Below are 24190 nucleotides of genomic sequence, written 5' to 3'. Positions count from 1 at the left end.
CCACGAGGGAGGGCAGGGACATGGCAGGCAAACCACCCGAGGGCCACTACCGGGTCCGCAGTCACTGGAGGCGGAAGCCGGGACCGAGCAGGAAGAAGATGAGCGGCTGGACGATCGCTGCGATCGTCGCGGGCATCTGGTTATGGGGCCAGCTCATCGGCTTCGGAGAGACCGGCGAGTCACCCGCACCCGCGCCGAACCCTGCCGTCTCCTCCTCGGCGGAGCGCTGATGGCCAGGCGGCGGCTGCGGCCGCGCATGCCCCGCGGGGCGGGGGAGTGGGCCGCAGCCGCAGTCGTCGCCCTCGCCGCGGTGACCTTGCTGACGAAGACCGCCGTGGCAATCGCTGTGGCTGCTCAGCGGACATGGCCGGTGCTGGTCGCCCTTGCCACCGCTGGCCTTGTCTTGGCAGGCTGGCGGGCATGGTGCTCGGCACGCGCCGCGCGTATGCGAGCGCAGAGCCTGGTGCGCCTGCGGATCACGCTGATGCAGATCGACGCCATGGACGACCAGGACTTCGAGTTCGCGCTGCGTGACCTCCTCATCAGGGACGGCTGGAGCGCCCGGCGAGTCGGCCGGCAGGGAGATCAGGCCGCCGACGCCATCGGACAGCACGTGCGGCGGGGCAGGATCGTCCTCCAGGCCAAGCACACCACCGTCGGCGCAAAGGTCGGCGTCCACGTCATGTACCAGGTGAAAGGAACCGCGGGCCCCGTCCACGGCGCCGACCACGCAGTCGTCATCACCAACGGAACCTTCACCCGCGACGCCAAAGCATGGGGCGAGAGGCACCAGGTCCACTGGATCGACCGCGACCGGCTCCGCACCTGGGCCGAACACGGCACCCCGCTCCATGACCTGCTGCGACTGCCCGACCGGCGTCCACGACGAGCGCTCGCCCCACGCGCGATCCGCCCACGCTCAAGCACAGCCTGAGCGTCGCCAGGTTCGCAGGTCCACCGGCCAAGCCCGCGGCTCCCGGCCAGGGCGCAAGGTGCTGGTGGCGAGAGCCGGCGGTGGGTGGCGTGTGGGCACGCAGACTCATGGAGCGACGTGAAGATGCCTCGGTTCTGCGGCTGTGTTGCGCTGCGCGGGGTTGGGGCATGCTGATCGCTGGACAGGCAGACCTCCAGCGGGGAGTGCGGTGTGGGACAGGCGCGGTTGTTGCGGCATGTGGATCTCGAGCCGGAGGTCGATTTCTACGGTTTGTGTCTGCAGGATGCGGATCTTGGGCAGGTACCGGTGCCGTATCCGGGTGAGCGGGTGATGGAAGGGTTCCTCACAGCGCATCAGGGCCGGGTAGACCTGCACAGCGCCGGCCATACGCACACTGCGGTGATGAGAGCCGAGGTGTGGGACGGCGAACCGCCAGCCGATGCCAGCAGGCTTTGGGATGAGACGGGCGAGACTCAACTGCACTGCGTTACCGGATCACTGCAGGTGTGGGGAGTGACCTGCGGACCGATCCTTGACGAGATCCCTCTTGGGGCAGTGGACCGGCACTGGCGGGTCCGCGTCTACTGCGCGGGGCGCGCCGAGGTGGAGCGCGTGACTCGGGACGAGGGGATCGCGGAGGGCATCGAGACGTACCTGGTCCAATTCTGGCCACGCTGACATGCAGGGGGCGGGGACACCGGATTCGTGTCCCCGCCCCCTCCTCTCGGGGGTTCAGCTGACGGAGACGTAGAACCCGTCGTCCTTGCCGTCGACAATCCGGTTGAGGGTCAGGAACTGCCCCAACAGGTTGCCGGCGTTGCCGTTGTCCGTCCCCGGCAGCGCCCGGACCGAGAAATTGTTTCGCGGGGCGGAGGGCTCGTAGGTGGGCTGGGCGCATCCCTCATACGTGGTGGCGAATGGGTACTCGTCGCACTCCTTGCCTCCCGCCGCATAGTTCGGGCCGAACTCCCTCTTGCAGGTGCTCACTGCGGTCGACCGGTTTTTCTTGCGTCGCGCGTTGTCGTAGTAGAGCCGGTGAAGGGGAGCTTGAGCATTCTGCCCAGGCACTTTCTTGGCGGCGTTGGACGGCTTGGTGCCGGCGGGGTTGGTGAACGCCGTCTTGAGGTGCTCGGCTACCGCCCGCTCCGGAGCGCCTGCCCGGCTGCTGTAGTGCAGCGGGACGACGTAGGTGAACACGGCGGCGCCTGCGGGCACCTTCAGGTAGGCCGCCGTGTCCCAGCGGGGCGGGAGGAAGAACAGGCTTCCGCTCAGCTCACCGGAGGGCCGGTATCCAGCAGGCGGCGTCACGGTGGCTGACGCCTCGAACACCGAGGCGATCGCGTCGTCGCGCCCGGTGCCCTGCCCGGCGGCCGCGTTCAGGGTGCGGGTGAAGCCGACCGACTGCTGGGCAACCAGGGCATCGAAGCTCCGGGCTCCCGGAACAGCCCCGGTCTGGGTCACCCGAGCTGTCGACGGCCACACCTTGGGCACCTTCACCTTTGGCGTGATCATCAGGCCGGACGTCGCCACCGAGCCGGTCTTCTTCATCTCGGTGAAGTACTGCGTCATGCGCACGGCTCTGCTGTCCTTGGCGATGGTCCCGATGGACAGGTAGACGAACTGCGTTTCCCCGACAGGCCGGTTGTTCCTGAGCCAGACACTGAAGAACACAGCGCCTGAGCAGGCGGCGTAGCGGGACTTGATGAAAAACTTCTTGTCCGTTCCCAGGCCCGTGATGCACTCCTTGGGAGTCAGTGTCCGTGCCGGAGCCGGGTAGGTGACAGCCGCGGTCGCAAAACCGGGAGTGGGCTGGAGTGCGACAGCGGACGCCTGACGGTCAATCCTGCCGTGGGTGGCGGCCGGCCCCACGACCTCAGGCGCGCGGTGAGGCTCGGCAAATGCTCCTGCCTCCCGGTCCATTGCCTCGAGCCCGGCAGCGCCGGACCGTTGCAGCTCGCCCAGTGTCGGGATCCGTGCCCCGACGGGCAGCAGTGTCGTGTGCAGCTGGAGATCGTCCTGGACAGGTTCAGCGACAGCGGGGGAGGAGACGGGTAAGAGAGCAACGGCAGCCACTACGGCAGCTGTTTTCGCGAACGTGCGCATGCGGCGCAGCGTGATGTCTTTCATGGCCTCGCTCGGTGGTCAAGCTGCCCCTCATCGCCTCCCGGAGCACCCTTTGCGGTACGAGACGGGGAGGCGGGCATAGGCAGCAACGGGCATCGGCAGCCTCAACGGTTGTCGGAAGGCGGCACCAGCCTCGCATTCTGCATAACGAACAGACATACGATTTTTGGTCGGCTTGATCGGGACGCCATGACCGAAGAGCGCATGCCGCCGCTCATCGACGAGTCCCCGTGAAGCCCTGTAACCGCCCACTCGGCCAGCACGGGTTGAGAAACGAGGCGCGCGCGGCGCGGCCGCACCGGCGTATCGGGGAATGCCGACTGCCCGGCTCACACCCGGCGGTCATGTCCCGGCTTGGTCGCGCGGGGGACAGTTCCGGCAGATCTCTCCCTGATGGCTATCGAGAGGCCAGGGGCAGGCTCTCGGCCACGTCGCCGTCCGCCAGGGCGCCCACTTCCGCTTCGCCAAGCCGCGAACTCGTCCGACCCGACGTCCTCATCCTCGACGACTTCGCGATGCGCCAGCTGACCGTGGCCCAGGCGGACGGCCTGTACGAACTTGTCTCCGAACGGCAGGGACGGTCCCTGATCACCACCAGCAACTGGGCGCCCAGCGACTGGCATCCCCTCTTCCCCAACCCCGTCGTCGCCGAGTCCCTCCAGGACCGGCTCATCAACACCAGCCACCAGGTCATCATGAACGTCCCCAGCTACCGCCCCAACAAGCGTCCCAAGAACCGCACTGACAAGACCTCAATCAAATGACCAGCTCAGTCCCACCAGTTGAACATCAGCTCGCCGACTGTGCTGGGGCGCCAGTAACGCACCTGTTCCAGCTCTGCTTCGGCGAGCTCGCTGGTGTCAGCCGCAGCCAACGGCATGCTCAGTTCTTCGACGTCCAGCAGCCGGAACCCGCCCAACTCAAACGTCTCCGCCCACGCCGGTGGCGATGTGAAGTCCGCCAGAGATGCGCCGGCCCGCGGAGGACTTGCCACGAAGGCAACGGCCGGGAGTACCTCGTGGCACAGGACGGTTGACCGAATGCCTGGGGCGGTGATCAGAACCGTATGGAAACTCGGCGTCACTCCGGCCGGAGTCACTTCGCCGACCGTGGCCCGAATCGACCGGGCCACCGCATGGCAGGCGGTTTTGAAGGCTACGACGTCCACCTGCCGCAACGGGTCATCGCCTTGCCCCCGGAACCCGGTGGCTCCTCGCGCGACGCGGATCAACGCACGACTCAACTCTCGTTCCGTCCGTCAGGTCTGACAAGGATGCCACGCGACCGAGCCGACTGATCACGCACCGATTCTGCCACCAGCCGGAGTCCTCTCCGGGGGCTGTCTCAGTCACGAGGGTGGGGTGAACTTACCCGGCGGGAAATACGCGATCGTCCGCACGGCGTCGGGCAGGCGAACGGCTCTGCCGGAATCTGCAGATGGCCGTCGGCTTCGGTCAGAGCTGACAGTTGATCCGTTGGGCAAGCCCTTCAAGGAACTCTTGCAGGGTGGCTGCGGCAAGGTCGAACTGACTGGACCACGAGGCGGTGGTACCGCCAAACCCGCCCCGAGCCCGAGAGTGCGAAGAGATGGCCGCCGCCGTCGCTGGCGAAGACCAGGGCTGGCTCTTCCCCGTCGATCTGGATGTCTCCGTACTCGCGGAAGTGGCCTGCGACTGTTGAGGCTGGGTGGATGTAGTAGCCGCTGTCCACATCGGGCAGGGAGACCTCGTCGATCACCCAGTACATCGTGGTCAGGTCCGAGGGAATCGGCGTCAGTTCCACGAGCGCGTCCGTCGTCTTGTGGCTCTCCTCCGTACCGAGCGCGACCACGTTCCTGCCGGGTTCGAATCCGTGCCGTACCTGGAACGACTGCAACAACTCCGCGAGGGCCGCATCCGCCTGCTCGCACCAGCTGCGGACCCACTCGGCGTCAAGCCGTTCGTCAGCCACGATCGCCCCTTCAGCCCCCAAGCAAACTCGCCCGCCGCGAGTCCGGAAGAACATACCGGAGCGTTCACGCAGATCCGGTCAGAGCCAGATTCAAACGTCTCCAGCACTTCCGCTTGCACACGCGAGACCCGCAGGGCGAATGCGGGCGAGCGTCACTGATCGGCAAGGCTGCCCGCCCGCAGGCGGTCCACGGCGCGGGTCAGTTCCACAGGCGTGAGACCGCGAGCACGAGACAGGACTTCACGCTCCGCCGGACTCTGGGCGGCATGCGGAGAGCGGCAGGCGGCGAGGGACAGGACCATCAAGGCTGTGTTGGGGTCGTAGTCGTCGGCGCCGTACTTCCGGGCGGTGCGCAGTGCCCAGTCTGCTGCCCGAGCACGCTGGTGCCGGGCGGGGTGCGGGCCGTGGTGGCTCAGGAGCTGCACCCACACAGGTCCTGCTGATGCTGTGAGCCGCATGAGCCAGTGCGCGTCCTCGAGTTCGCACCACGGGGTCAGCATCGAGCCGAGCCTCATGCCGCGCAGCAGGCCGGCCGACAGAGCGACCCGGCCGCCTGGGCCGGCGCGCAGTGCGCACTGCACGGCGAGCAGCCATGCCGGCGCGCCGACGTCCTCGGGCAGGCATGCATGCAAGGAGGCCAGCGTGTCCCGGACGAGGACCCGCTCCGGCAGCTCGAGGCGGCCCATGCCCCCCGGCCGTGCCGACCGCTGTGCGAGAAGGGCGGTGTCGGGGACCACGGCGGCATGGGGGGTGGCAGCGGCGCAGGCGGCGCACACATCTGCCAATCGCCACACCCGGCCTCCCCGTTCCTGGGTGAGGACGAGGAGAACGGGGCCGGCGCATCCGCGGTGCCGCGGATGCCATCGGCAGCCGCGCTCATGGCACTGGCAGGTACGCAGATGCGCGGGAAGTCTGTCGCGGCGGGCGTGGCCGGCGAGATGAGCGAGGGCTGCCGGGCGTCCGCCCGGTGCGCCCGGGCGCTGGCCGGTCGTGGCGCAGCGGTGGCAGTGCAGCGTGGGGCCGCCTGGATGGGGGCGCAGCTCCACCGTCCAGGTGCGGGGCACCAAGGGGTGCGTGGGGCACGGCCTCATGGTCTGCGCGGTCCTCCTGCTTCTGCGCCGGCGGTCAGCCGTGCGTGATGGTGCTGTTCGGCCGCGGGGGAGTGGCGGCGGCCGCACACCGTAGTGCAGACCTCTGCCCTGCGCCACGCGCGGCCCACCTGCAGAAATAGGGCAGAGGTCTGCACTGACAGGGCAGGGGTCTGCACCTTCGGATGGTGGGGTGACGATCTTCCCGCCCGACCCGAACCTCACCGCGCTACGCCTGGAGCTGGCGCGCCTGAGGAGCGAACGCGGCTGGACCTACGACGAACTCGCCCGCCGCAGCGGCCTGGCCAGACGCACCCTCATCGACATCGAGCAAGGCCACACGGTCGGAACCCTCAAGAGCTGGCACGCCCTCGCCCACGCCCTCGACGTGTCCATCGACCACCTCCTCGGCACCCTCTGCGAAGGCCACACCCCGCCCGCCGGCACCACCGAATAAGCGCCCCGTCGAGACCACCCGAACGAGCCCCCCAAATAAGACGCCCGTACGGCAACCCGCCTACTTGTTCCCACTCATTGCGCCGTTGGCGTGAGATCGGCGGCGTGCTCGCTGTACGTGCGGCGCGTCGCTGTCACCGTCGCGGCCATGCATCCCCGCCACACCGCCCAGCCCGCACCGTGCCGCACCTGCGGCAACCGCGCCGACTGGTTCACGCGTTCCCACGGTCGTCCGATCGGCCTGCACCCCCACGACCTGCCCGCAGCCGCTGTCCCTGCTGCCTGCCGCTGGCACGTCGCCTCCGGTGTCGCATACCCCTCACACGACGGCTCCGCCTGGTGCCGCATCCCGCACACTCTGCTCTGCCCCGCAGACGATGCCCCCACGCAGCTGACACCGCAGCTCGCCGAGCTGCGCCGACGACTCGCCCTGCGCACCCGCCGCCTCCTCGACACCGGCGCCATCACCCCCGCCACCGCAGCCGATCCCCCCTCACCAGCCGCCACATGCCGGCCGGCCAGGCCCATCGTGCAGATCCTCTACGGCCGCTACCTCGCCGCCCAACCGGTCGACGCCATCCAGTGCGTCGCCCAGACCCGCAAGCGACACCGATGCACCAACCCCGTCCTGGACCCCGCGGACCCCAGCGGGATCTGGACGCTCATGCCCGCCACCACCCACCAAGGGCAACTCGCCCTGCCTGCCCGTGACATGGCCGTCTACGACCTCACCCACCTGCCCTACAACACCCAGATCCGCTGGCGCACCCAACGCTGCACCACCCACGCAGCCGCCCCCGCAGCCGCTGACCTGGCCCTCACCGACTGGGAACCCTTCGACCCGCTGCTCCACCACGCCCACATCCACCACCGCCTCCCCGACAGCGCCCAGCGAACGGGCCACACCACCTCCCGCAACTGCCCCGCTCGTTCTCCCCGCGGCCAGGCGTGAACCATGCCCCTGCATGCCGTCGAGATCACCCTGATCCGCCCGGCCACACCCGGCGAACTCCGCCGCGCCGCCCAGGCCATGACCCTGGCTCCGAATGCCGACCGCACGCGGCTGATGACCGTCGCCCGGGGAAAGACCGCCCGCAAGGCCCTTCAACGCACCCGGAACCGCCTGCAGCGTCTGCTGCCGATCGACATCCTGACCACGCACTACCCCGACTCCACTGGCAGCGTCCTCATCAACATCGCTCTCCCCGCAAGCGTCCACGCCTGTCTCGAGGACGCCGCCCGCCGCGAAGGCCGCAGCACCGAAGCCCACCTCACCGGCGCCGTACACCACGCCCTGACGCGCGCCGAGCACGACAAAGCCCGCCGCCTCGATGCCGCACTCGACGAACTCCTGACCTGGAGCACTCCCCAGCAGCTGCTGGCCGCCGCAGCCCGCACCATCAACCAACCCACCACCATGCATGGAGCATCAGGGTGCTGAACCCGACTGACGAACAGATCACCGCTGCCGACACCTTCAAACACGGCGACCACCTCGCCCTCCAAGCAGGCGCCGGAACCGGCAAGACCAGCACCCTCACCCTGCTCGCCACCGCCACCCCACGCCGCCGCGGCCGCTACATCGCCTTCAACAAAGCCATCGCCCTCGACGCCGCCACCCGCTTCCCACCGACCGTCACCTGCAAAACCGCACACGCCCTCGCCTTCGCAGCCGTCGGCCACCGCTACGCCCGCCGCCTCGGCGGCCCCCGCCAGGCCGGCTGGCGAACCGGCCAGGCCCTCGGCATCACCAAACCCGTCCACATCGGCAACCGCGAAGTCACGCACAAAGCCCTCTCCCAGGCCGTGCTGAAAACGGTGACCCGCTACTGCCACTCCGCCGACCACACCCTCACCCACCGCCACGTACCACGCCTACGCGGCCTCGACGACCCCGAGCGCCATGCCCAACTCGCCGACGTCGTTCTGCCCTTCGCCCGCAAAGCCTGGGCCGACCTCCAGCATCCCGACGACGGCGTCGTCCGCTTCGACCACGACCACTACCTCAAAATCTGGGCCCTCACCGACCCGACCATCGAAGCCGACTACCTCCTCCTCGACGAAGCCCAGGACACCAACCCCGTCCTCGAACACGTCATCAACGCCCAACGAAACCACGCCCAACTCGTGATCGTCGGCGACTCAGCCCAAGCCATCTACGGATGGCGCGGCGCCCGCGACATCATGACCGGCTTCGACGGCACACACCTCACCCTGACCCAGTCATTCCGCTTCGGCCCCCGCCTGGCCGACGAAGCCAACCGCTGGCTCCAGGTAGCCGACGCCCCCATCCGCCTGACCGGCACCCCCACCATCCCGACCGAACTCGCCCCCGTCACCCACCCGCAAGCAGTGCTGTGCCGCACCAACGTCGGCGCCATGACCCAAGTCATGCACTACCTCAACGCCGGCCACCGCGTCGCCCTGGCCGGGGGAGGGGAAAACCTGCGCGCCCTGGCCACCGCCGCCCGCGACCTCAAAGAAGGTCGCCGCACCTGGCACCCCGAACTCCTCCTGTTCCCCTCCTGGAGCGACCTGCAGGACTACGCAGAGACCGACCCCGCCGGCCGCGACCTGAAACCCTTCGTCGACCTCATCGACCAGCACGGCACCGACACCGTCCTTGCCGCGGTCGACCAGCTCATCCCCGAGACCTCCGCGGACGTCACTATCTCCACCGCCCACCGCTCCAAAGGTCGCGAATGGAACACCGTCAAGATCGCCGACGACTTCACCCGGCCCGCGGAAACCGATGAGCGCGACACCAACGGCCGCCCTGTGCCCGGCCCCATCGACGGAACCGAAGCACGCCTTGCCTACGTCGCCATCACCCGGGCCCGCGCCTGCCTCGACATCGGTGGGCTGTCCTGGATCCACGACCATCCCGACGTCGTTATCCCGACCGCAGTCTGAGGGCCTATAAATCGTTCGGTGTAACTCGCGAGCAGGCCGCTGCGGTTGGAGCCGGGCGTTCAGCTGCGCGCCTCGTCAGTAGATGTCCGGGATATGTGTTTGAAACGGTAACCGGAGGCTCGTGGTGTCTGTAGGCTTCTGTCGCTCATCGGCACTATTGAGGGGGGACCTCACCTTGCGCGCCCATGCCGTCATTGCCGCAGCCCTTGCAGCCGGAACACTCGCCGCGCTGACCGCGAGCCCGGCCCAGGCCACCGAATACGCCTCCGCACTCAAGATCCGTGGCGTTCAGTACGACGCGCCCGGCAGGGACTCCAACAGCTGCTCGACCGGGAACACCCGCGAGGAGTACCTGACGATCAAGAACTACTCGTCCTCGGCGACCGTCAACCTCAGGGGCTACTTCGTCAAGGACGCCGCCGGGAACCGCTTCACGTTCACGGCGAACCACTACCTGCAGCCTGGCGACTACGTCAGGCTCCGCGGCGGCAACGGCACCGACTCCGACGCCTACAACGTCGTCTACCGCGACAACTGCAACTTCATCTGGAACAACGACCGGGACACGATCTACCTCTACAAGCCCTCCGGCAGCCGCGCCGACGTCCACTCCTACACCAAGAGCGCAAACGACCCCGACGGCAACGGCTACATCACCTTCCACTGAACAAGCGCACGCTCTGGCCCCATCGCCCGCGGTGCGCGGGTGATGGGGCCAGAGCAGTCCAGGAACAGGACGCCCATTCCGCTGTCACGGAGCCGCGACGGTGGCGTAAGTGATGATCCGCAGCCCCATGACGCGCGATCCCTTCGTGGACGGTCGTGGCGTGGCTGGCGCAGAACCACGAGGGCTCGTCCGGCGGATCATGGGCCGAGCCAGGGCCGGACCGAGGCGAGGGCCGGCCATACCGTGTTGACCGCCCCCGGCAGGCAGTGCTGGAGTCGGCACGTGGACAGCATCCCCGCCAACCGGCGGCTCTGGAACCAGATCAGCAGCGCCTACCAGCACGAGCACGACCCGCAAATCGGCGCCACACCCCGGCTGTGGGGCATGTACTCCATCCCCGACGCGCACCGCACGCCCTGGGTGACGTCACCGGCAAGCGCGTCCTCGAACTCGGCTGCGGCGCCGGCCAGTGGTCCAGGGCGCTCGCCGCCGAGGGCGCCACCGTGGTCGAGCTCCACCTGTCCGAAGCCCAAGTCGCCGCAGCGGCCCGCTACCCGCTAGTGCAAGCTGCCGCCGAACAACTCCCCTTCGCCGCCGACAGCTTCGACCTGGTGTTCTGCGACTTCGGTGGGCTCAGCTGGGCGCCCCCGCAACTGGCCGTCCCGCAGGCCGCACGCGTCTTGGGCCGAGGCGGGCGCCTGGTATTCAACGTCGCCAGCCCATGGTTCGAAGCTTGCTACGACGAAGCCAGCAGCCGCGTGACCACGACGCTGCAGCAGGACTACTTCGGGCTGAACACCATCGCTGAAGACGACGGAGCGACCAGCTATCAGCTCACCTACGGCGACTGGGTCAAGGTCCTGCGCGGCGCGGGTCTCGTCATCGACGATCTCATCGAGCCGCGGCCCGAACTCGGAACACCCAACGGCTACAACGAAACCGACCCACCCGACTGGGCACACCGCTGGCCGGCGGAACTGCTCTGGGTAACCCACAAACCGTAAGTTCCGCCGCGCCGACGAGGAAGCCGCCCTCGCGACCATTGACCACGGCAGCGGCCTTGGCACTCCGCGCCGAGGCCACCGCCAGCCGGGCCAGACACATGACTCACCAACGAACCGGCGCCGTTACCCGTCACGTCGCCTACCTGCTCCACGACCGCGACAAGGACAGCGAGCGATCGACGAGACGCTGCCCTTGGAGGACAGCGAGCTCGTTCGTAGGGCGGAGAGGGCTCGGTCAGAGGATGGAGTTGTAGATGTTCCAGCCGCTGCCGATCTTGGTGCGGGTTGCGAAGGGGGCGGTGGTGCTGCCCGTGCCTTTGTACAGCCAGAGCACGCCGGAGGCATCACGGGCTATGGCGTCGGCCGTGCCGTCGTCGGTCAGGTCACCGGTGAGGGACAGCTGGTTGTAGATCTGCCAGCCTGCTCCGATCTTGATCCGGGTGGTGTAGGGGGCGGTGGCGCTGCCGGTCCCCTTGTACAGCCAGAGCATGCCGGAGGCGTCGCGGGCGAGGAGGTCGGGCCTGCCGTCGCTGTTGAGGTCGGCGCCTGCGGTGAGCTGGTTGTATATCTGCCAGCCTGTGCCGATCTTGATCCGGGTTGCGAACCGGGCGCTGCTGGTGCTGCCCGTGCCTTTGTACAGCCACAGGGCGCCGGAGGCGTCTCGGGCTACGAGGTCCATGCGGCTGTCGCGATTCACATCGCCTGCGCCGGTGAGCTGGTTGTAGATGTTCCAGCCGCTGCCGACCTTCACGCGGGTCGCGTACGGCTTGCTGTACGCGAACTGCCGTTCGTAGTACCAGAGGTTGCCGGCGCTGTCCCGGGCGACGAGATCACCTCGGCCGCGTGTGCTGTCGGCCGGGGCAGGGGCGGACCAGTACTTCAGGTCCTCGGCCAGCGGGGAGAGCCGAGCGAGCTTGTTGTACGTCTGCCATCCGCCGCCGACCAGCGTGCGGGAGGAGAAGGGCGTGGTGGCCGTGCCTTTGCCGTGGTAGAGGAACAGTTGCCCGGTGGTGTCGCGGGCGAGAAGGTGATGCCGCGGGAGTACGGGGGCGCCCTCAGTGGAGAAATCTCCGGCCTGGCGCACGAAGGGATCGTCGAAACCGGAGCGGGTGTAGATGTCGTACATCGTCACGGCCTGCATACGCCAGGCGTTGATGCCGGGTGCCGGGGTGAGTTCGTAGCCGATGGTGTGGTCGCCCTGTTCCAGGCGGCACGTGAGATTGAGGACCCCCTCGACGAGCCTGGGCCAGTTGACGGTGCACGAGGCGCCGGCGCCAGTGGTGACGTTTCCGATCCGGATGTCCTCATGACGCCATCCGACCTGCCCCTCGGCGGGGCGGAAGTAGAGGTTCAGCTCTCCGGCGTCGTTCGCGTGGACGCGCAGCCGCTGCTGCACCGTCTCGCCCGCGGGGGTGTCCGGCAAGTCGAAGGCGACCGTGTTGCGCTCGGCGTGCTCGCGTGTCTTGATCACGGCCTGCGACATTCCCGAGGTCGACGTGGCCGGCCTGACACCGGCGTTGCGCGCGGCGTCGATGCCCTCAGCCAGGTCACCGCCCGAGGGAACATACGCGTATCCGCGGTACGCGGTGGTCATGTCGGCCGCATCCTTCGACACGACGAACTCCGGAGCGCGCTGATACTCGATTCCCGTCTTGCATGTGAACACTGCCTTGTAGCCGGGGATCTCCTGGCATTCGTGGTGGTTCATCGTGAAGGAGGACGGCCATCCGGCGCCCTCTTCCGTGCCGTCGAGCGGCCTGGTCGCGTAGGCCAGCACCAGGTGGCCTCCGGCCGTCGTCTCACCGGTGATGTCCACTCCGGTGAACCACAGGGCGTTGGTCGGCAGCACCTCGTCCTTTGCTGTGACCAGCGGACCGTCCTCGGCCATCGCCGGGCCGGGGCTGACGAGGGCTGCGGCGGTGAGCAGACCGGTGGCTGCACCCATAACGGCTATACGACACATTCTTCGGTGCATGGAGATCCTTCATCGTGTTGTCGGGTCGTCTGACCCGGGCGGCGGCTCTGAGAAGAGCCAGTGTTCTGCCGCGTGGTGTACGGAGAACGAGCCCCTCCGGGAAGGCGAGTTCACCCGCGCACCCTCGGCGTCGATTCTGGGACTGTCGGAAGATACCGGTGATGGCCTGTCTTGGATGCTGCCGGCTGGGCCGGAAGGCACGAGACAGCGGCTACCGGACGGTGGTGCTGGGTACCAGCGCACTGTCTACTGCCGTGCCACGGGCTCAAGCAACCGACCACGCGCTGCGGGGCCTTCGGACTTTGGGGGCGGCTCTTGCTGGACCAAGAGCCACCCCTGGCACTTCACGGCCTGCGTTGGCCAGTTGCGCGGCTGCGCGGCGGGAGGCATGCGCCCGTCGAACAGCGGCTGGTGCTCACCTAGAAGATGCCGGTGATGCTGGTGTTCCAGCTGGATAGGCCCACGAGGCGGGGTGGCCTGTGGGTGGTGGGTCCTCCGGGGTAGAAGAGCAGGCATCCGGTGGGGCAGTTGGTGGTCTTGGCGGTGCCGGTGTCGTCGACGTAGCTGACGGTCAGGTCAGGGTCGGCGGGTGTGGTGGCCCACAGATCGCCGTAGGTTTCGTTGGCCGTGGGCTGGAACTGGCGGTAGGTGATGCTGGTGCCGGCGTCGGGGTCGCTGTAGCTGGCTGTACTGACTGTGCCTTGGACGTTGCCGGGGGAGGCGAGGTGCGGGCGGAGCTGCCATGATGCGGTCCCGTAGACCGCGCGCGTGCCCAGCGAGAACACTCCGCTGTTGATTCGGCCGGGGTAGAGGTAGAGCTGGCCGGTGCTGGGGTCGCGTGCGAGGAGGTCCTGGATGCCGTCGCCGTTCTGATCACCGACCGCGAGGTTGGTGTAGTCCTTCCAGCCATGCAGGCCGAGGTTGACGCGGCTGTTCAGATCGAACGGCGCGGTCTGGTCCTGCCAGTTGTTCGGCGCGACGCCGAGGGTGTTGCCGGTGTAGAGCCACAGGGCGGCATTAGTGCAGGTATCGTCGACACATTCGATGGTGATGAGGTCGTTGCCGCCGACGTGGCCTTCCGTGCTGTTCTGGTCGATGTCCCCGGGCGTGATGATCTGGCGGATGCGCCGCCAGTCCGGGGCGCTGTCCACGTTCGGGTGGATCAGTTCGCGGCGGGTGTCGGGGGCTGGGGTGCCCAGGCCGGTGCCGCCGTAGACGTAGAGCTTGTTGTTGCTAAGACGCACCACGAAGTCTTCGTAGCCGTCTGGCGGCGCGGTCGGGCTGGTGAAGTCGGCGAGGTCGCCGCGGTGGGCTATGAGGGCACCGCTCCAGCCGGAGAGGCCGACGGTTTGCGCGGCTGCGACCTTGCCGGTGCCGTCGCCGGCGTACAGGCGCAGTTTGCCGGCGTCGTCGGTGGCGACCATGTCGCCATAGCCGTCACCGTTGAGGTCACCCGGCAGGTCTGTGCGGGCGATGCCGGTGCCGGGATCTTTGCCCGGCCCGTAGACGAACTCGGACTTGTTGGTGCTGAGGATGACTTCGTCGGCGCCCTTGCCCAGCGGCGAATGGTTGCCGGCTCTGTCATAGGCGACTACGTGCAGGGTGCTGGAGGGCCAGCCGCTGGGGGTCACGTCGATGGTGGCGCTCAGCCCGTCGGCTCCGACGTTCACCCAGTTGCCGTTTGCGCAGCGGGTGCTGGAGGCCGAGAGGTACAGGTCCAGGGTCCAGCAGAAGCCGGCGATGTCGGTGGCGGTGTTCTTGAGCTTCAGCCGCGCGGTCTTGCGTGCCGGGTATTTGTCGTTCAGAGCAGTGCCGTCGGCGTTGGTCACCGTGACGGAGTCTTTGGGACCGATTCGGTCGACGGTGAAGGCGCAGGAGGCCGTGTAACTGCTGTAGGTGCTCTCTCCGTCTTTGGCTCGGACCTTCCAGGTGTAGGTGCCGTTGGTGAGATTGGCGTAGGGCATGGTGACCGACGCCGTCTGGCCGTTGGAGACCTTGTCGTAGGACAGGCTGGGGTAGAAGGACACCGTACTACCGGCTGAGTTGGTCACGGAGAACTCGCCGGTGACCGTTCCGCCGTCTTGGTCCTTGAGCGTTGCTGTGAGGGCGATTCCGCTGTTGCCGATGACGCCTGAGCAGGGGACGTGCTTGTTGCCGTCTCCGCCGGGGCTCCACGATCCCTCGTACGCTTTGGCGCTGGTGACCTCGGGTTTGAAGTTGTAGGTGACTTCCAGCGCAGGGTTGTTGGTGAACCGCTTGAAGCTGTCGCGGTCGTATTCGTAGCCGCTGCCGGCGCGGAGGCCGAAGGCCAGGGTTCCCCAGCCGCTGTCGGCGGCCTGCTGGACGTAGTTCGTCAGCGCGGTGGAACTGTAGTCGTGCCCCAGGGTGCCCGGACAGTAGGTGGGGTTGCCGTGGGCGTACGAGGCGGAGTCGAGCTTTGCCGCCCACAGAGAGCCGTTGTTGTTCCAGGTGACGTTGTCCGTAATGGTGCCGGTGGACCACAGTTCGGTCGGCCCGGCTGCCGAGGCATCACAGCCCCAGGAGTGTGTCTCGACCACGGTGAAGGTCGCGGACTGGATGTCCGCTCCGGCCAGGCCGTTGGTGTTCATCGCGAAGAACGACCGTGTGGCACCGGTTCCGTTGAAGCCGACCCGCGGCTCGTCGCTGGGCGTTCCGGAGTGCCAGCCAGAACCGTTCGGATAGGCCTCACTGGGTGTCGCTGAGTACACCACGGCCCACTTCTCCCGGTAGCCGCCGGTGAACACCGGGTCGACGACCAGCGGGAACTGGTCTGCCGTGGCCAGGAGCGTGGGGTCCGGGGTCAGCGTCAAGGTGTTGCCGGACACATCGGCGGCTACCGGGGCGGTCTGCGGCTGGTCGTCGGCACTGGTCGCGGTCATGGGCGCGAGACCGGATGTCGGCTGCTCGTCGGTGGCGGCCGGCTCTTCCCACATCTTCGGCCGCGGGGCGCTGAAGACGACGTTTCCGCTGGCGTCCTTGGCGGTCAGGTTGTCACTCGCGTCATCGTCGAGGGTGACACCTACGGTGGAGACTCCGAGCTCGATGCTCTTGAGCTCAGGGTTGGCGGCGGCCTGCGGCGTGTGAATGACCAAGTGCTCGGCGAAGCCGTCGACTTCAGCAATGATTTTCAGATCCACGTCCGGCAGCACCGACTTGTACACGGCGGTGTTCCCGTCGAGGACTGGCTGCGGAAGTACTCCGGGCCAGGTGAGCGCCAGCTTCTTGTTGTCCTTGACCATGGTTGCCAGCGGGCCGCTGCCCCCGCCGGAGAAGGTGACGCTGAACGTCGGCGACGCGGGACCGATCGAGCCGTCGGCGTGCCGGACCAACGTGGCGTCGGCCTTCTTCCACACGCCGTCCTTGCGGGACCACACGGGGGTGGAGTGCTGGCGGCGGGTGGTGGTGCCGTCAGGGTTGGCGAAGATCTCCGCGTTCTCCTCGCGCCGATCGAGGATCTCCACGCGTCGGCCGGTCTTGGCGGCAATGTCGTAGGCCTTGGCCTCAGAAGCAGGCGGATTGGGTGGGGCGCTGTCGTCGGCCGCGGCCGCAGTGGGCAGAGCCAAGGTGGTGACGGCCGTCAACGGGAGTCCGAGGGCGAGAAGGACCGCTATGGAGCGTCTTCTTCTGCGGCCAGTCTTGTCCGGGTCTGTCATGAGGCCCTTTCTGAAGCGCACGCGCAGGATGGCTGGGACCCGCAGATTACTCACACTCATGCCGTATTTCGCAGCGACGTCGACCATCCCGGCGCCTGCACAAGCGGACCAGTTGATTCCATCCTGCTATTCCGAATCAGGTCCACTCGTACACTTTTGACGTCATGTCATATGAGAGGGCTGGTCAAACCTATGATCTCGACAGGTGAGACATCGGTACATCGAGAGAACCGCCCAAACCGGGGTGTTTGGATGGAGGTCTTGTGTGCGTGCCAACTAGTCGGGTTTGATTCGCTCGTTTGGCACGTGACGCGGTCCTAGGGGTGGGGTTTTCATGTTGTTCCGCCGTGGCTTTGGTGGCTTTGGCATGCCTTTTTCTGCCCACCCGCTGGCGCGGTTGCGCCACACACAGGTCCCCTTGGTCGGTCTGCTCTGCACGGCTTTGAGCCTGTCGCTTCTGTCCGCGCCCGCGCTGGCGAAGCCCGGCGAGGGGTTCTCGGTGCGGTCGGTGCAGAAGACGGCGTCGGTGCCGGGCAAGGACCTGACCGTCAATCGCTTCGTGGCGATCCCGCCCTCTCAGCGCAATCGCTGGCATCCGCCGGGGAAGATCGCCTGGCCGACCGCCGGTCAGGTGGACGTGACGCTGCCTGACGCCGCCAACAGCACGGCGAAGAAGGCCGCCGCAGGTCACCGGCGGGTGCAAGCGGGGTCCCTCCCGATCCGCATCGGGCGGCCGACCACTCCCTCTGCCGGGACCAAGACCGGTCACCGCACTGCCGGAGCCTCGAGCCCGGAGCGGCTGCGTGTGACTCTCACCGATCGCAAGACCGCGCAACGGGCCGGGGTCCGGGGGCTGATGCTGTCGCTCCAACGGACCGGTACCACCAGCCGCTCCAGCGCGGCCGAGGTCCAGGTCGACTACGCGAGCATCGAGTCAGCCTTCGGTGCCGGCTGGTCGTCCCGGCTGCGTCTGGTCCAGCTTCCTGCCTGCGCCCTCACCACCCCTGACAACGCCGCATGCATCAAGGGTGTGCCGCTCGCGACAGACAACGACGCCAAAACCCGCACACTGACCGCAACTGTGGCGTTTCCTGACACCCAGAGCACACGCAAGCAGTCACGCACGGCGGCAACCTCGAGCGACAGCATGGTGGTGCTGGCTGCCACAGCGGCCGCAGACGGCGGAGAGGGGTCGTTCACCGCCACCTCGCTGTCCCCGTCCGGGTCGTGGTCGGCCGGAGGCAACTCCGGCGGGTTCGGATGGAGTGCGCCGCTTGCCGTTCCGCCTGTCCCGGGCGGACTGCAGCCGAGCGTGGCGCTGTCCTACAACTCCTCCGCGGTGGACGGCCGGACCTCCTCGACGAACAACCAGACCTCGTGGATCGGTGAGGGCTGGGACTACTCGCCCGGGTTCATCGAGCGCACCTACGCCGGCTGCGAGAACGACAAACAAGGCGGCAACAACACCGCCAAGGTCGGCGACCTGTGCTGGAAGTCACACAACGCGACACTCTCGCTGAACGGCAGGTCCACCCCCCTGGTGTGGGACGCCGGCAAGAGCGTGTGGAAGCCTGCCGACGATGACGGTTCCCGGGTGGAGCGCGTAACCGGCAGCGCCCCGGACGATGTCAACGGTGACGAGAACTACGAGTACTGGAAGCTGACCACGGTGGACGGCACCCAGTACTGGTTCGGCAAGAACCGCCTCCCGGGCTGGTCAAGCGGCAAGGAGGAGACGAACTCGGTCTTCACCGTCCCGGTCTACGGCAACCACCCCGGCGAGCCAGGCCACAGCACGGACTTCGCCTCCTCGGCCGACACCCAGGGCTGGCGCTGGAACCTCGACTACATCGTCGACCCGCACCACAACGCCATGGCCCTGTACTACTCGAAGGAGATCGGCCACTACGCGCAGAACCTCGAGGTCGATGCCCCGGTTCCCTACATCCGCGGCGGCTACCTGAACCGGATCGACTACGGCCTGCGCGCCGGCGCCGCGCATACGACGGACAACCCCGCGGGCCGGGTGACGTTCGGTGTGCAGGAGCGGTGCCTCGCCAACTGCGGCACCTTCGATGAAGCCCATGCCACCAACTGGCCGGACGTCCCAGTCGATCTGAACTGCACTGCGGACAAGCAGTGCCTGAACCCGTCGCCGTCGTTCTGGTCCCGCAAGCGGCTGACCGACATCAACACCTTTGCCCTGCAGGGCAGCACGATGCAGCCGGTCGACACCTGGGCCCTTGAACAGTCCTTCCCGGCGACCGGCGACGTCTCCAAGCCCGCACTGTGGCTGGCGTCAATCCAGCGCACCGGCAAGTCCGGCGCTCTGCCGGACCTCACACTGCCGACGAAGACCACCTTCGGCGGGACACCGATGCCGAACCGGGTCAACTCGGCCGAGGGCCGGCCGCCGCTGAACAAGTACCGCATCACGCGGATCACCAACGAGACCGGCGGCCAAACCCTCGTCACCTACAGTCCAACCGAGTGCACCCCCACCACCCTGCCGTCCTCCCCGGACCAGAACAACAAACGCTGCTACCCGTCCTGGTGGACCCCGGACGGCGCCGCCGATCCGGTCAAGGACTGGTTCCACAAGTACCTGGTCACCGAGGTCGTCGAGGACGACACCACCGCCGGCACCGGCTCGCCTTCGAAGACCACCACCTACGAATACGCCAACGGCCCCAACTGGCGCCGCGACATATCCGAGTTCAGCCTCGACAAGCACCGCAGTTGGAGCGTCTTCCGCGGCTACGGCACGGTCCGCACCCTGACCGGCGCCACCAACCGCACCAAGACCGAGACCAGCTACTTCCTCGGCATGGCCGGCGACACCCTCGCCGACGGCCAACCCAGGCCCGCCGCCAAGATCAACGGCATCACCGACCGCGACGACTTCGCCGGCCGACCCGCGCAGACCCGCACCTTCGACAAGGACGGCACCGGCGGCAAGGTGGTCGCCAAGACCACTTACACCCCGTGGGAATCCGACCCGACTGCCACCCAGAACATCACCGGCATCACCGACCCCGACAAACCAGGCACACCTGGCCCGGCGCTGCCGGACGCTGTCGCGCGGCATTCGGGCACGGTCACCGAGACCGCCAGCACCCTGCTCGACGACGGCACGACATGGCGCACCCTCACCACCACCCGTGCCTACGAACCGGTCTACGGCCTGGTGACCGCCGAGGGCGATGACGGCGACACCACCCGCGGCGTGAAACCGAAGTGCACCCGCACCTCCTACGTCGCCCCCGACACCACCAACTGGCTGATCGCTTACCCCTCGCAGGTCACCACCGTTGCGCAGGCACCCTGCGGCCTCGGCTACCTCAACACCGCCGTCACCGGATCCACCCGCGTCTCCTACGACGGCCAGGCACCCGGCGTCGCCCCCAAGCCGGGGCAAGCGAACACGACGAAGACCGAGCAGGCATCCAAGCTCGACATCAACGACCAGCTCGTCTGGGAGACCACCACCCAAACCGGCTACGACCAGTACGGGCGCGTGGTTTCCGCCGCGGGGCAGGACGGTCAGCCCACCACCACTGCCTACACGCCTGCCACCGGCGCGCAGCCCACTTCATTCACGACCACCAATCCCAAGGCGCATACCAGCACAACCACCATGGACGGGCTTCGTGGGCTCACCTTGAAGGTCACCGACGCCAACCAGCGCACCGCCACCGGCGAGTACGACGCGCTGGGGCGCCTTACCAAGGTGTGGAGCGCAGGCCGCGCCACCACCAGCAACCCCAACGCCACCTTCACCTACAGCATGTCCGCCACCACACCATCCACGGTGACGACGAAGAAGCTGTACGAGGACGGCGCCTGGGGCACCAGCGTCACGATCTACGACTCACTGCTGCGTGAACGCCAGACCCAATCGGACGCGATCGGTGTCACCGGCCGGACCGTCAGCAACACCTTCTACGACACTCACGGCCGCGCCTTCCAGACCGACGCCCCCTTCTACAACAGCCAGGCCGTCTCCACCACGATGCTCGTGGTCACGCCCAACCAGATCCCCACCTCCCTCGTCACCGAGTACGACGGACGAGGCCGCACCACCGCCTCAATCACCCTGTCCCTGAACGTGGAGCAGTGGCGCACCACCTTCGCCCACGGCGACACCTGGACCTCCACCCTCCCGCCGACCGGCGGCACCGCAACCCTGGCCATCAACGACATTCGCGGCCGCACCACCGAACTGCGCCACTACAAGGACCGCAACCCCCTCATCGGCGCCGCCGCCAGCCAGTATGAGAAGACCACCTACGCCTACGACCGCGCCGGCAACCTCGAGAAGATCACCGACACGTCCAGCCGTAACTCCTGGACCTACAGCTACGACCTGCGCGGCCGGCAGATCGCTGCCACGGACCCGGACAAGGGCGCCGCCAGCATGGCCTACGGCGCCGACGGCCGCCTCGCCACGACCACGGATGCCCGTGGCACCACCCTGGCCACCACCTACGACGAACTCGGCCGCAAGACCAGCCTGCGCACTGGCTCGGTCACCGGCACCAAGCTGGCGGAGTGGAGCTACGACACTGCCACCAGCGGCAAGGGCCTGCCCGCCTCCTCCACCCGCTACGACACATCCATCACCCCAGCCGCCGCCTACAAGACAGCGGTGACGGGCTACGACTCCACAGGCCACTCCACCGGCATGACGGTGACAGTGCCATCGGTGACCGGTGAAGAGAAACTCGCCGGCACCTACACCATCGCCACCACTGCCACCCCGGTCAGCGGACTGCCCGCCACCGCCGCCTACAGCACCGGCAACACCAACGCCACCACGGCGTTGCCCGCCGAGACCGTCACCAACCGCTACGGCGCCCAAGACCAGCTCGCCATCGTCGACGGAACCCTGTCGCAGGTCTATCTGACCGGCGCCAAATACACTCCCTTCGGGGAACTCGCCCAGGCATCCCTCGGGAACCTCGGCGCCCGTGTCATCCAGACCCTCAGCTACGACACCGTCACCCGCCGCCTCGCCACGTCCATCGCCGACCGCGAGACCTCCGGCCCCCAAACCCTGTCGAACATCAAGTACACCTACGACACGGCCGGCAACATCACCCGGATCCGCGACGACCAGAACGACGGCACCATCGCCGACGACCAGTGCTTCACCTACGACTGGGCCCGCCGCCTGGCCGAGGCCTGGACCACCGCGGACGCCTGCACCACCAAGCCGGTCAACGGAACGGGCACCCCGGCCCTCGGAACCGTCGACCCGTACTGGACCAGCTGGACCTTCACCAACACGGGCGACCGCGCCACCGAAACCCAGCACAAGGCCGGCCCCATCCCCGCCGACACGACCCGCACCTACACCTACCCCACCACCACCGGCGCCGCCCAGCCGCACGCCGCCCGCACCGTCACCGCAACCGGCGGCGCCACCGGGACGGACACCTACCAGTACGACGCCACCGGCAACCTCACCAAGAAGACCCCCGCCACCGGCGCCGTCCAGGACCTCACCTGGAACGCAGAAGGCAAACTCGCCACCTCCACAGTCTCCGGCGCCACCACCAAGTTCCTGTACGACACCGAAGGCACGCGCATCCTCAAGCGGGAACCGACCGCCACCACGCTGTACCTGCCGGGCGGCCAGGAGCTTGTCCTCACCAAATCCACGAACACGCTCGCCGGCACCCGCTACTACGCCGTGCCCGGCGGCTCAGCCATCCGTACCAGCAGCGACGGCAGGGTCCGCCTCCTGGTCGCCGACCACCACGGCACCAACCAACTCTCCGTCAGCGCCACAACCCTCGCGTTCAACCGCCGCAAGACCCTGCCCTACGGCGGCCCTCGCGGCAGCGCCCCCACCTTCTGGCCCGGCCAGAAAGGCTTCGTCGGCGGAGACATCGACGCCGTCACCGGCTACACCCACATCGGCGCCCGCGAATACGACACGAACACTGGCCGCTTCATCAGCGTCGACCCCATCATGCACCCCGACGACCCCCAGCAGATGCAGGGGTACGCCTACGCCAACAACAGTCCCGCGACCTTCTCCGATCCCACGGGACTGGAGATTGGCTCCACGCCGGGCACCTGCTCCTACGACGTCAAGTACTGCACCCCGGACCAGTTCTCTGGCAAGGACAGGGACAACGGGGCCAGGGACAACAGCGGTACCACGTCGGGGGACAGTGGCACCACGTCGGGAGGCAGTGGCAGCGAGCCGGAAGAGCCCACCATCGGGGGCACACCGATCCCCACCGCGAAGGAGCTGGCGGCTCGCGGGATCATGACACCCTGGAACACCTACGAAGAGGCCATCCAGCTGTGGGCACAGCACAGCTGTCAAGGCAGTGCCGCCAGTGAAAACACCTCGTTCTGCTCTGCAGCCGCCGATATTGGCCTACTCGACCTCGAGCACCCGTGGGTCGGAGTCGCCATTGTCGTGATCGCCGGTTGCACAATGGCAGCGGGAGCCTGCGTCACCGCCGCCATGGATGCCGTAGTCGGCGAGATTCAGGTCGCCGCAGGAGGATCGCTCGGCGCAGGTGCAGCCATAAGCGCATTCGGCAGCAAACTGAAAGGCCTGTACCGAAGCCTCGGCTGCAAGTGTTTCCTCGCCGGCACCGACGTCCTCATGGCTGATGGATCCACGAAGGATATTGAAGATATCAAGGTCGGAGACGAAGTCCTCGCGACAGACCCTAAGACGGGAAAGTCCGGAAGCCACAAGGTCTCACACCTGATTCGAACCGAAGACGACAAGCACTTCAACGAACTGACCATCGCAACTGATGACGGACCCCAGAAGCTCACTGCCACACACGAGCACCCCTTCTGGTCCCCCTCCGAGAAGCGGTGGGTCGAAGCAGGCCAACTCCAGCTGGGCGCGACACTCCTCACAGACGACGGCACCACCGTCACGGTCACGAACAACCGCCCGTTCACCAAGCACGCACGTACTTACAACCTCACCGTTGAAGACCTTCACACGTACTATGTACTGGCGGGCGAGACACCAGTTCTCGTGCATAATTCCACGTGCATTCGGTACGGCGGTGCTCTTGCAGCTGCGCAGGCGGCAAATCCACTGATTGAAAGTCTCCGTGCGACGGGGAAGCTGCCCGGTAACTATGTGACCAAGGCGCAAGCTTCTGCCGCCGGTTGGGAGCCCGGAAAGGCATTGGGGAACAAAATACGCGGCGCTCAGATCGGTGGAGATGTATTCGAGAATTCTGATGGGTTGTTGCCGAGTTCTGGGGGGCGGACGTGGTATGAGGCGGACATAGGGATCAACAACATGATGAAGCGGTCGAAGCAGCCAGGAACTCGGTTGGTCTATTCGAATGACGGGCTCGCCTACGTGACCAGCGACCACTACAGGAGCTTCTATCAGCTGCCTAACTGGAAATGA

14 protein-coding genes and 2 pseudogenes are annotated in these 24190 nt (G+C 67.3%); 10 read left to right on the top strand and 6 right to left on the bottom strand.

Annotation, left to right across the window (positions count from 1 at the left end):
- Nucleotides 1–445: 445 nt before the first annotated feature.
- Together ACWD0A_RS23885 and ACWD0A_RS23880 are read left to right on the top strand one after the other, a co-directional pair.
- On the top strand, nucleotides 446–934 hold the full coding sequence (locus ACWD0A_RS23885; RefSeq protein ID WP_451301174.1) for a restriction endonuclease: 489 nt from the start codon (nucleotides 446–448) through the stop codon (nucleotides 932–934).
- A gap of 210 nt (nucleotides 935–1144) precedes the next feature.
- Nucleotides 1145–1612, top strand: coding sequence for a hypothetical protein (locus tag ACWD0A_RS23880; RefSeq protein ID WP_451301172.1), 468 nt, complete (start codon nucleotides 1145–1147; stop codon nucleotides 1610–1612).
- A gap of 54 nt (nucleotides 1613–1666) precedes the next feature.
- Here the strand turns inward: ACWD0A_RS23880 and ACWD0A_RS23875 are convergent, their stop codons facing one another.
- A complete protein-coding gene (locus ACWD0A_RS23875) occupies nucleotides 1667–3061 on the bottom strand; it encodes a NucA/NucB deoxyribonuclease domain-containing protein (RefSeq protein WP_451301170.1) in 1395 nt (464 codons plus the stop codon).
- Between the two features lie 412 nt (nucleotides 3062–3473).
- Here ACWD0A_RS23875 and ACWD0A_RS23870 point away from each other — a divergent pair.
- Nucleotides 3474–3822: pseudogene (locus tag ACWD0A_RS23870) on the top strand (ATP-binding protein); the annotation flags it as partial.
- Between the two features lie 5 nt (nucleotides 3823–3827).
- Here the strand turns inward: ACWD0A_RS23870 and ACWD0A_RS23865 are convergent.
- The 3 genes from ACWD0A_RS23865 to ACWD0A_RS23855 form a co-directional block, all read right to left on the bottom strand.
- Nucleotides 3828–4226: a hypothetical protein gene (locus tag ACWD0A_RS23865; protein WP_451301168.1), complete on the bottom strand. Its 399-nt coding sequence runs from the start codon at nucleotides 4224–4226 to the stop codon at nucleotides 3828–3830.
- 320 nt (nucleotides 4227–4546) lie between these two features.
- Nucleotides 4547–5008 (bottom strand): hypothetical protein, encoded by a 462-nt coding sequence (locus tag ACWD0A_RS23860; RefSeq protein ID WP_451301166.1) that lies wholly within the window; start codon nucleotides 5006–5008, stop codon nucleotides 4547–4549.
- A 152-nt stretch (nucleotides 5009–5160) separates the two neighbouring features.
- Nucleotides 5161–5694: a hypothetical protein gene (locus tag ACWD0A_RS23855; protein WP_451301164.1), complete on the bottom strand. Its 534-nt coding sequence runs from the start codon at nucleotides 5692–5694 to the stop codon at nucleotides 5161–5163.
- A 595-nt stretch (nucleotides 5695–6289) separates the two neighbouring features.
- On the opposite strand from ACWD0A_RS23855, the gene ACWD0A_RS23850 reads away from it, so the two are divergent.
- The 6 genes and pseudogenes from ACWD0A_RS23850 to ACWD0A_RS23825 all read left to right on the top strand — a co-directional run bounded on the left by ACWD0A_RS23850 (nucleotide 6290) and on the right by ACWD0A_RS23825 (nucleotide 11136).
- Nucleotides 6290–6553, top strand: coding sequence for a helix-turn-helix transcriptional regulator (locus tag ACWD0A_RS23850; RefSeq protein WP_451301162.1), 264 nt, complete (start codon nucleotides 6290–6292; stop codon nucleotides 6551–6553).
- Between the two features lie 147 nt (nucleotides 6554–6700).
- Entirely contained in the window at nucleotides 6701–7504 is an 804-nt protein-coding gene (locus ACWD0A_RS23845) for a DUF6083 domain-containing protein (protein WP_451301160.1), read from the top strand.
- A gap of 3 nt (nucleotides 7505–7507) precedes the next feature.
- Complete coding sequence (locus tag ACWD0A_RS23840) at nucleotides 7508–7993, top strand: hypothetical protein (protein WP_451301158.1); 486 nt, start codon at nucleotides 7508–7510, stop codon at nucleotides 7991–7993.
- Nucleotides 7990–9465: a UvrD-helicase domain-containing protein gene (locus ACWD0A_RS23835; protein WP_451301190.1), complete on the top strand. Its 1476-nt coding sequence runs from the start codon at nucleotides 7990–7992 to the stop codon at nucleotides 9463–9465. Before ACWD0A_RS23840 ends, ACWD0A_RS23835 begins: the two co-directional genes overlap by 4 nt.
- A gap of 175 nt (nucleotides 9466–9640) precedes the next feature.
- Entirely contained in the window at nucleotides 9641–10132 is a 492-nt protein-coding gene (locus ACWD0A_RS23830; protein ID WP_451301156.1) for a lamin tail domain-containing protein, read from the top strand.
- A gap of 282 nt (nucleotides 10133–10414) precedes the next feature.
- Nucleotides 10415–11136: pseudogene (locus tag ACWD0A_RS23825) on the top strand (class I SAM-dependent methyltransferase).
- A gap of 235 nt (nucleotides 11137–11371) precedes the next feature.
- Here the strand turns inward: ACWD0A_RS23825 and ACWD0A_RS23820 are convergent.
- Entirely contained in the window at nucleotides 11372–13081 is a 1710-nt protein-coding gene (locus tag ACWD0A_RS23820; protein WP_451301154.1) for an FG-GAP repeat domain-containing protein, read from the bottom strand.
- Between the two features lie 449 nt (nucleotides 13082–13530).
- Nucleotides 13531–16872, bottom strand: a complete 3342-nt coding sequence (locus ACWD0A_RS23815; protein WP_451301152.1) for a hypothetical protein — start codon at nucleotides 16870–16872, stop codon at nucleotides 13531–13533.
- A gap of 247 nt (nucleotides 16873–17119) precedes the next feature.
- Here ACWD0A_RS23815 and ACWD0A_RS23810 point away from each other — a divergent pair, with 247 nt between their 5' ends.
- Nucleotides 17120–24190, top strand: coding sequence for a polymorphic toxin-type HINT domain-containing protein (locus ACWD0A_RS23810; RefSeq protein ID WP_451301150.1), 7071 nt, complete (start codon nucleotides 17120–17122; stop codon nucleotides 24188–24190).

The organism is Streptomyces sp. NPDC002867, from assembly GCF_053591895.1.
This window is presented reverse-complemented; position numbering and strand designations above follow the sequence as displayed.

Coding starts and splice junctions, on each gene's coding strand:
- ACWD0A_RS23885 (WP_451301174.1), top strand. CDS start 446: ATGCGAGCGCAGAGCCTGGTGCGCCTGCGGATCACGCTGATGCAGATC.
- ACWD0A_RS23875 (WP_451301170.1), bottom strand. CDS start 3,061: ATGAAAGACATCACGCTGCGCCGCATGCGCACGTTCGCGAAAACAGCT.
- ACWD0A_RS23855 (WP_451301164.1), bottom strand. CDS start 5,694: ATGGGCCGCCTCGAGCTGCCGGAGCGGGTCCTCGTCCGGGACACGCTG.
- ACWD0A_RS23845 (WP_451301160.1), top strand. CDS start 6,701: ATGCATCCCCGCCACACCGCCCAGCCCGCACCGTGCCGCACCTGCGGC.
- ACWD0A_RS23840 (WP_451301158.1), top strand. CDS start 7,508: ATGCCCCTGCATGCCGTCGAGATCACCCTGATCCGCCCGGCCACACCC.
- ACWD0A_RS23820 (WP_451301154.1), bottom strand. CDS start 13,081: ATGGGTGCAGCCACCGGTCTGCTCACCGCCGCAGCCCTCGTCAGCCCC.
- ACWD0A_RS23815 (WP_451301152.1), bottom strand. CDS start 16,872: ATGGTCGACGTCGCTGCGAAATACGGCATGAGTGTGAGTAATCTGCGG.
- ACWD0A_RS23810 (WP_451301150.1), top strand. CDS start 17,120: ATGTTGTTCCGCCGTGGCTTTGGTGGCTTTGGCATGCCTTTTTCTGCC.